The organism is Rubrivirga marina (assembly GCF_002283365.1).
GTDB classification, from domain to species: Bacteria; Bacteroidota; Rhodothermia; order Rhodothermales; family Rubricoccaceae; genus Rubrivirga; species Rubrivirga marina.
Map to the genome: position 1 here is coordinate 2752321 of NZ_MQWD01000001.1, position 8450 is coordinate 2760770.

The window sequence follows — 8450 nt, forward strand, 5'->3', positions numbered from 1 at the left end:
GTCTTTTGCCCCCGTCGCATTTGCCAGGCGACCCATCGGATATGACAGATCCGTCCCATGTCCTAGCGCCCATGCCGTCCTCCACGTCCGACCTGTGGCGCGAGGCCAGTCACACCGAGGATCTCGCCGAGGCGGTCCTACGCATGACGTCGCTGCTGTCGAGGGAGGTCCCACTCCGCTGCGTGCTGGTTCGCCTCTACAACTCGGAGGCCGGCGTCCTCGAGACGGTGGCGATCGGGACGGCCCGGAGCGGGGCCACGCCTGGAGCACCCCGCACCCATTGCCCGGCCGGCTATCTCGACCGGCTCCGGAAGCGGGCCAGAGGCCGCGTCGTCCTCCTGGAACGGCACGAGACGCCCGGCGAGGACGCCGTGCCAGCCGGGCTGCGGGGCACCGCGGCCATCGGCGTGCTCGAGGCCCGGGACGCAACCCCCATGGGCGTGCTCGTCGCCGAGCTGGCCGGCCCGCTCGATGGGGCCGGCCGCTCGGCCCTCGACGCCAGCCTGGACCCGTTCGCGGCCGCCCTTGCGCGGCACGTCCAGCTCCACCGACTGGAGCAGCTGTGGGAAGCCGCGCAGGCCACGAACGTCTCGCTGCTCGCTCGCCTGGGTCGACAGGAGATCGTGGAGGAAATCGTGGGGGCCGAGGGCTCGCTGCGCGCGGTCATGACCCGTGTCGAGCAGGTGGCGCCCACGGACGCCCCGGTCCTGATCCTCGGCGAGACCGGGACGGGGAAGGAAGTCATCGCGCGGGCCCTCCACGCCCGCTCGCCGCGCGCGGACGGGCCGATCGTCCGCGTCAACTGCGGGGCCATCCCGCCGGACCTGATCGATTCCGAGCTGTTCGGGCACGAAAAGGGCGCCTTCACCGGGGCGCTCGCCACTCGAAAGGGGTGGTTCGAGCGGGCCGACGGCGGGACGCTCTTCCTCGACGAGATCGGGGACCTCCCGCTCGCCGCGCAGGTCCGCCTGCTACGGATCCTCCAAGATGGCACCTACGAGCGCGTCGGCGGCCAACACACGCGGCGGGTGGATGTCCGGCTCCTCGCCGCCACACACCGGGACGTCGAAACGCTCGTCCATGCGGGCCACTTTCGCGAGGACCTGTGGTATCGGATCAGCGTCTTCCCCGTCTACCTCCCGCCGCTCCGGTCGCGGCGCGACGACCTCCCGGCCCTCGCACGCCACTTCGCTCAGGCCCGGGGCCTCCGCCTCGGCCCGGACCCGCTCGACCTGACCGACGACGACATGGAAGTCCTCCTGGCGTACCCCTGGCCGGGCAACGTGCGCGAGCTGGCGGCCGTCATCGAGCGGGCGGCCATCTTGGGCGGCGGACATCGCCTCGACGTGCGGGGCGCGATGGGGACCAAGCTCCACGCGCTGCATGAGCGGTTGGCCGAGCCCAGTGCGGAGCCCGCTGCGTTTCTCTCACTCGACGAAGCGATGCGGTCGCACATCGAGGAGGCGCTCCGTCGTTGCGGCGGGAAAGTCGAGGGCGCGGACGGAGCCGCCGCGCTCTTGGGGATCAACCCGCACACGCTCCGAGGGCGGATGCGGAAGCTCGGCGTCGACTGGACCCGGTTCCACAGCCGCTAGATCGGGGGCGATGCCGCGCACGTCGTGAACCCGGCCCCACCCGCCTCGGCGTCGAGGCGGGTGGGGTTACCGACGAGGGCACCGGGGCGGAGGGCGTCGAGCCGACGGCCGGGTGGGCCCGCCTCGGGAGCGCTGTCGGGACGACCGGACGGCCGTACCCTCCGGTCCGACGTTCCGACCGATCCCGTGGCCCGCCGCTTTGTCCTCCAGCCCCGCGAGCCGTCGCCCGCCGATCCGGGGCTGACGCTCGACTACGCCGCTGACCTCGACTCGCAGCAACACGCCGCGGCGACGGCTGGCGACGGCGTCACGCTCGTCGTGGCCGGGGCGGGGACGGGCAAGACGCGGACGCTCGTGTACCGCGTGGCCTACCTCGTCGAGACCGGCGTCCCGCCCGAGCAGATCGTCCTGCTCACGTTCACGCGCCGGGCGGCCTCCGAGATGCTGACGCGCGCGGCCGGGCTCCTCGACGGCCGGTGCGAGCGCGTCCGTGGCGGCACGTTTCACGCCTACTGCCTAGAGCTCCTGCGCCGCCATTCGGAGCGGATCGGGTACCCGCAGCGGTTCGGCGTGCTCGACGCCGCCGACGCCGCCGACGTGGTCGACCTCGCGCGGACGCGGCTCGGGCTCGACCGACTCCCCAAGCGGTTCCCGAAGAAGCGGACGCTCCTGGCGATGTTCTCCGCTGCCACGAACCGCGGGCTGGAACTCGACGAGGTGCTCGCCGAGGAGTACCCGCAGTACGCCGAGCACCTCGACCTCATCGAGCGGCTCCGTGGGGCCTACGCCGAGACGAAGCGGCGGACCGGCGTGATGGACTTCGACGACCTGCTCGCACTCGCGCTCGAGCTCCTGCGCGAGAACCCCGATGTCCGCCGCCAGGTGGCCGGGCGGATCCGGCACGTCCTCGTCGACGAGTACCAGGACGTCAACCTGTTGCAGGCCGACCTCGTGGAGCAGTTCCAGTCGGTGCACGGCAACGCGATGATGGTGGGCGACGACGCACAGTCGATCTACCGCTTCCGCGGGGCCGACGTGGGGCACATCCTCGAGGTCCAGAAGCGCTACAACGGCGCGCGCGTGCTGAAGCTGGAGCACAACTACCGGAGCACGCAGCCCATCCTCGACCTCGCCAACCGAGTGCTCGACGAGGCTGTCGAGAAGTACGACAAGCGGCTCTTTACGGACCGCGAGGGCGGGGACCTCCCCGCGCTCGTCGCCGCGCCCGACGACGACATGGAGGCCCGGTTCGTGGCGCAGGTCGTCCTCGACAAGCGCGAGGCCGGCACCGACCTCAATCGGATGGCGGTCCTCTTCCGCTCCGGCTGGTGCTCGTACGCGCTCGAAGCCGAACTCAACCGCCGAAAAATCCCGTTCGTCAAGTTCGGCGGGCTCAAGCTCACCGAGGCGGCCCACGTCAAGGACGTCGTCGCCCACCTCCGCGTGGCGGAGAACCCGGCCGACGCCGTCGCCTGGAACCGGGCGCTGCGGCTCGTCGAGGGGGTCGGGCCGACGACGGCGGGGCGGCTGCTCGACTGGATCGGCGCGGCGGCGACGGGAGGCGGGCCGGCGGCGGCCGTCCAGATGCTGCGCCAGTCGGTCGACGAGGTCGTCCCGTCCGCCTCGGTGGCGGCGTCGGTGGGGCGGCTCGTCGAGGCCCTCACGCCGCTCCGCGACGACGACATGCCGCCCGAAGAACAGGTCGAGCGGCTGCTCGGCTACTACCGCCCCGTCTTCGAGCGCGTCTACGCCGACGACTTCCCCAAGCGCGAGGCCGACCTCGACGCCGTCGTCGCCCTCGCCGCCCGCCACCGCTCGCGGACGGCGTTGCTCGAGTCGCTCGCCCTCGACCCGCTCGACTGGACACAGGAGCCGGCGGAGGGCGCCCGGAAGGACGAGCCGCCGCTCGTTCTCTCCACGATCCACTCGGCGAAGGGGCTGGAGTTCGACACGGTCTTTCTGATCCACGCGCTCGACGGCGTGCTGCCCTCGGCCTACGCCCTGGCGTCGAGCGACGAGGAGGACGAGGAGCGCCGGCTCCTCTACGTCGCCCTCACGCGGGCCGAAACGGAGCTGTACGCGTCGTACCCGCTCGTGCAGTACCGGCGGGGCACGGGTCAGTATCTGACGGAACCCAGTCGCTTCCTCTCCGGCCTGCCCGAGTCGCTCCTGGAGCCGTGGTCGCTCGTCGAAGAGGCCACCCCGCCCGCCTCGGGCGACGCGCTGCCGGAGGCGGACCGGCCGGCACTCCCCAGATCCTCCGGCGGTGCTTGACCGGGGCCGCCCGCAGCCCTACCGTTGCGCCATGCAGATCGGCGCCCCCGTCCACTCGTCTGTCCGCGGCCCCGACGGGCTCCGGATCGACCGGCTCGGGTTGGATCGGTACGCCGAGGTCCAGGCGCTCAACCGCGTCATCTTCGGCGACGACCGCGTGATCTACCGGACCGACCGGGACGACCTCGTGCTCTTGCTGGCGATGGTGGCCGACGAGGCCGTCGGGTACAAGGTGGGCTACCGGGAGACCTCGTCGACGTTCTACAGCGCGAAGGGCGGGGTGCTCGACGGGTGGCGCCGCCAAGGGGTCGCCCGCGCGCTCCTCGATCGGATGGAGGCCGAGGCGCGCTCGCTCGGCTACCTGACCTTCGCCTTCGACACGTTCCCCAACAAGCACCCGGGGATGACGGTCCTCGGTCTCGCCGAGGGCTTCCGCGTCACGGCCGCCGGCTACAACGCGGCCTACCGGGACTACCGCATCCGCTTCGAGCGGCCGCTCTAAGGGGGATGGGCACGAGGGAAATGCGGGTTGGCAGAGGCAGGAACTCCCGATCTGTCCCGCTCCCTCGTTCCCAGTCCCTCTTGACCGGCGTGCGCAGCGAGCCTAAAACAGCGCGTACACGAACGGCGCCAGCGGGCTGCCGCTGACCGACACGACGATCGCGCCGAGCAGGACGAGCACGATCACGATCGGCGCCAGCCAGTACTTCTTGCGGACGCGGAGGAACTGCCAGAGCTGGCCGAGGACGCGGAGCTTCGACATGAGTGCGAGGGGGAGCGTCAGAAGGTAGCGCCGTCCGGACATCGACCCCGCCCGCCTCGGCGCCGAGGCGGGCCGCCCCGCGCGGCGGCTCGTAGACTCCGTAACCCGTCGCCGGCACATGCGTAGCCGGCCCCTCACCCCCCGACCCGCCGTGCCCGCCGTCCCCACCGAGATTGCCGAAGGCGTCCGGATCGCCCTCTCGGCGCTGTGGGAGCGGAAGGCCCGCGCGCTCCTCACGACGCTCGGCATCGTCATCGGCATCGTGTCGGTGACGTCGATGTTCACCGTCATCAACGGGATCGAGCGCGAGTTCGACAAGTCGATGGCGATGATCGGCGACAACGCGCTCTTCATCCAGAAGGAGCCCTGGTTCGCCTTCGACGACTGGTGGAGCTACCGGAACCGGCCCCCGATCACGGACGACCTCGCGCCGTTCCTCGCCGAGCGGGCCGAGACGATTGCGGCGGCGACGGCCGTGACCGGCGCCGGCACGCGGGCCACGCGCGGCAGCGACGAGCTCGGCGGCATGTTCGTCGAGGCCGCCACCACCGACTACGTCGACGTCGGCGGGGCAGACCTCGAGGCCGGCCGGTTCTTCACCGAGGCCGAGGACCGCGGGGCCCGCGCCGTCGCCGTGATCGGGGTCGACCTCGTCGAAGCCCTGTTCCCGGCCGAGGACCCCATCGGCAAGGACATCCGCCTCGGCGGCCATGTGTACGAGGTGGTCGGCGTGCTGACCGCGCGGGGCAAGTTCCTGGGGATGCAGTCGACCGACAACCGCGCCATCGTCCCGCTCGAGACGTTCCGTCGCCACTTCTCGAACGACCCCGACGTGTCGATCAAGGTCCGCGTCAAGGACGGCGTCGACCAGGCCGACGCGATCGACGAGGTGACCGGGCTCACGCGGCTCTGGCGCGGTCTCGACGCGCTCGAGGACAACGACTTCTCGGTCAACCGCCAGGACCAGTTCCGCGACCTCGTGCAGGGCTTCAAGGTGGCCGTCTACGCCGTCGGCATCTTCCTCACGGCGCTCTCACTCCTCGTCGGCGGGATCGGCGTGATGAACATCATGTTCGTCAGCGTGAAGGAGCGGACGCGCGAGATCGGGGTGCGGAAGGCGTTGGGGGCGACGCGGCGGGCCATCTTGTTCCAGTTCCTCGTCGAGGCCGTCATGATCTGCTTCGTCGGCGGCGGCATCGGCGTGGCCCTCGCGGCGCTCGCGGCCGTCGGGCTGAACCAGGTGTTCACGGCCGAGCTGTCGGGCGGGACCGTCGCCCTCGCCTTCGTGCTCTGCGGCGTGCTCGGCGTCACGTTCGGGCTCCTCCCGGCGTGGCAGGCCGCCCGCGCCCGCCCCATCGACGCGCTCCGCTATGAATGAGACCATCCGCCAGGCGCTCCAGGCCCTCCGGGCGAACCGGCTCCGGTCGGCGCTCACGCTCGTGGGCATGGCCATCGGCGTGTTCTCCGTCATCGCGTCGGTCACGGCCGTGAAAGTCCTCGACGGGACGATCGCCCAGGAGCTCGCCGCGCTCGGGACCCAGACGATCGTCGTCACCCGCCTCCCGGCCGACCGCGAGCCGACCGACGAGGAGTGGCGCCGGCCTCAACTGACCTACGAGGACGCGCTCCGACTCCGCGAGCGCGCGACCCTGCCCGCCTCGGTCAGCGCGTCGGTGGGGACGGGCGGGCGCGAGGTCCGCACTCGGGAGGAGTCGACGGACCCCAACGTGTCGATCCAGGCGGCGGACGAGGGATGGGCGCAGAACAACGGCTGGGGCATTGAGGAGGGGCGCTTCTTGGACGAGGGCGACGTGCGCGCGGGCCGGTCGGTCGCCGTCCTCGGGCAGACCGTCGCCGAGAAGCTGTTCGGCGAGCAGACGCCCATCGGGGCCGAGGTCCGCGTCGACGGCCGGCGGTTCACGGTCGTCGGCGTGCTGGAGCCGAAGAGCGGCGGGTTCAACATCGGCGACTCGAACAACTTCGTGGTCGTCCCCATCACGCGCGGGATTGCGGCGTTCGGGCTCAGCGACCGCGACGTGTCGATCGACGTCCGCGCGCCGAGCCCCGAGCTCCTGGCGGCGACGCTCGACGAGACGGTCGGCGTGCTCCGGGCCATTCGTCGCGTGGTGCCCGAGGAGCCCGACAACTTCGGCGTGTTCACGAGCGAGCAGGCCGCCAGCATGCTCGGCGGGTTCATGGACGCGCTCGCCTATGGCGGCGCCGGGATCGGGCTGATCGCGTTGCTGGCGGCCGGCGTCGGCGTGATGAACATCATGCTCGTGAGCGTGACGGAGCGGACGCGCGAGATCGGCGTGCGGAAGTCGCTCGGCGCGCGGCGCCGGGACATCCTGCTGCAGTTCCTCGTCGAGGCCGTCGTGCTGTGCCAGATCGGCGGGTTCGTGGGGATCGGGCTCGGCGTGCTCGGTGGCAACGCCGTCGCGGCGCTCATGACCACGGCGCCGGCCTTTCCGTGGGGGTGGGCGACGATCGCGGTGGTCGGCGTGACGGTCGTGGCGCTCGTGTTCGGCGTGTACCCGGCCACGAAGGCCGCCCGGCTGCACCCGATCGAGGCGCTGCGGTACGAGTGAGCCAGGGATCGGGCGGGTTCGCTGCGCGTGACCGCCGGTAGCTTCCCCTCGCACATCCACCCACCCCTCTCCCGTGTCTGACTCTCAAGCCGACGCCAAGCGCGCCGTCGGCCACGCCGCCGCTGCCCTCGTCGAGGACGGGATGACGCTCGGCCTCGGCACCGGTTCGACCACCGCGTTCGCCATCGAGGCCATCGGGCGCCGCGTCCGCGACGAGGGGCTCGACGTCCGCGGCGTGCCCACGTCCTACGCGGCCGAGCGGCTGGCCCGCGAGTCCGGCGTTCCCGTCGTCACGCTCGACGAGATCGGCCTCGACACCCTCCCCACCTCGCGGTCGCCGCTCGACCTCGCGCTCGACGGGGCCGACGAGGTCGGGCCCGCGCTCGGCCTCATCAAGGGGCGCGGCGCGGCGCACGTCCGCGAAAAGGTCGTCGCCTCCCTCGCGGCCCGGTTCGTCGTCCTCGTCGACGCCTCGAAGGAGGTCGAGCGGCTGGGGACGCAGGCGCCGGTGCCGGTCGAGGTGCTGCCGTTCGCGGAGCCGGCCGTCGCCCGCGCGCTCCGCGGCCTCGGCGCCGAGGCCACGCTCCGGATGGGCGAGAAGAAAGACGGGCCCGTCGTCACCGACCAGGGGCTCTGGGTCCTCGACGCCCGCTTCGACGGGATCGACGACCCCGCCGGCCTCGACGTGGCCATCGACGGGATCCCCGGCGTCCTCGGCCACGGGTTGTTCGTCGGTCTCGCGACCGACGTTCTCGTCGGCGGCGGGGAGCAGGTCCGCCACGTCGTCCAGCCCCGCGAGCGCGGCTGACAAACGAAAGCCGCCCCGGCGACAGCGTCACCGAGGCGGCCAGGGTCGGACCGTCAGGCCGTCCGGCCTAGCGGAGGCGGAAGGTGACGGGGACGGCGAACCGGACCTTCACGGGGCGCCCGCGCTGCTGGCCCGGCGTGAACTGGCTCTCGCGGACGGCCTTGAGCGCGGCCTCCGACAGGAGCTCGTTCGGGGACCGGAGGACGACGGGGTCGACGACGTTCCCCCGCTCGTCGACGACGAACTGGACGACGACCTGGCCCTCGATCCCGGCCCGGCGGGCGAACTCGGGGTACTCGACGCGGCTCTGGAGGCCCGGGAGCCCGCCGATCAACTCCGGCTGGACCTCCGCGACCTCGAAGATCTCGGGCTCCGTCGGCTCGGGCTCCGGCGGCGGCGGCGGCGGCGGCGGGGCGTTCGGG

Annotated in this window: 8 protein-coding genes; 6 read left to right on the plus strand and 2 right to left on the minus strand. The window is 72.2% G+C overall.

The features are described from left to right. The first annotated feature begins 71 nt into the window (after positions 1-71). From BSZ37_RS11455 to BSZ37_RS11465, 3 genes are all read left to right on the plus strand, one after another. Complete coding sequence (locus BSZ37_RS11455) at positions 72-1595, plus strand: sigma-54 interaction domain-containing protein (RefSeq protein ID WP_218830479.1); 1524 nt, start codon at positions 72-74, stop codon at positions 1593-1595. Positions 1596-1781: 186 nt separating this feature from the next. Further along, positions 1782-3869, plus strand: coding sequence for an ATP-dependent helicase (locus tag BSZ37_RS11460; protein ID WP_095510681.1), 2088 nt, complete (start codon positions 1782-1784; stop codon positions 3867-3869). A gap of 31 nt (positions 3870-3900) precedes the next feature. Further along, positions 3901-4371, plus strand: a complete 471-nt coding sequence (locus BSZ37_RS11465) for a GNAT family N-acetyltransferase (RefSeq protein ID WP_095510682.1) — start codon at positions 3901-3903, stop codon at positions 4369-4371. A gap of 102 nt (positions 4372-4473) precedes the next feature. Here the strand turns inward: BSZ37_RS11465 and BSZ37_RS22010 are convergent, their stop codons facing one another. Next, complete coding sequence (locus BSZ37_RS22010) at positions 4474-4632, minus strand: DUF5989 family protein (RefSeq protein WP_179299590.1); 159 nt, start codon at positions 4630-4632, stop codon at positions 4474-4476. A 151-nt stretch (positions 4633-4783) separates the two neighbouring features. On the opposite strand from BSZ37_RS22010, the gene BSZ37_RS11470 reads away from it, so the two are divergent. From BSZ37_RS11470 to rpiA, 3 genes are all read left to right on the plus strand, one after another. Then, positions 4784-6010 carry an ABC transporter permease gene (locus BSZ37_RS11470; RefSeq protein WP_218830480.1) on the plus strand — a complete coding sequence of 409 codons (1227 nt, stop codon included), beginning with the start codon at positions 4784-4786 and terminating at the stop codon, positions 6008-6010. Beyond that, positions 6003-7220 carry an ABC transporter permease gene (locus BSZ37_RS11475; protein WP_095510684.1) on the plus strand — a complete coding sequence of 406 codons (1218 nt, stop codon included), beginning with the start codon at positions 6003-6005 and terminating at the stop codon, positions 7218-7220. The genes BSZ37_RS11470 and BSZ37_RS11475 overlap by 8 nt, the downstream gene beginning before the upstream one ends. Positions 7221-7293: 73 nt before the next feature. After that, the gene (gene rpiA, locus BSZ37_RS11480; protein WP_095510685.1) at positions 7294-8028 is read left to right on the plus strand and encodes a ribose-5-phosphate isomerase RpiA; all 735 of its coding nucleotides are present in this window, start codon (positions 7294-7296) and stop codon (positions 8026-8028) included. A gap of 67 nt (positions 8029-8095) precedes the next feature. On the opposite strand, the gene BSZ37_RS11485 is transcribed toward rpiA, so the two are convergent. Then, positions 8096-8450, minus strand: a 355-nt coding sequence (locus BSZ37_RS11485) for an energy transducer TonB (protein ID WP_143537771.1), incomplete at its 5' end; no start/stop codon positions are given.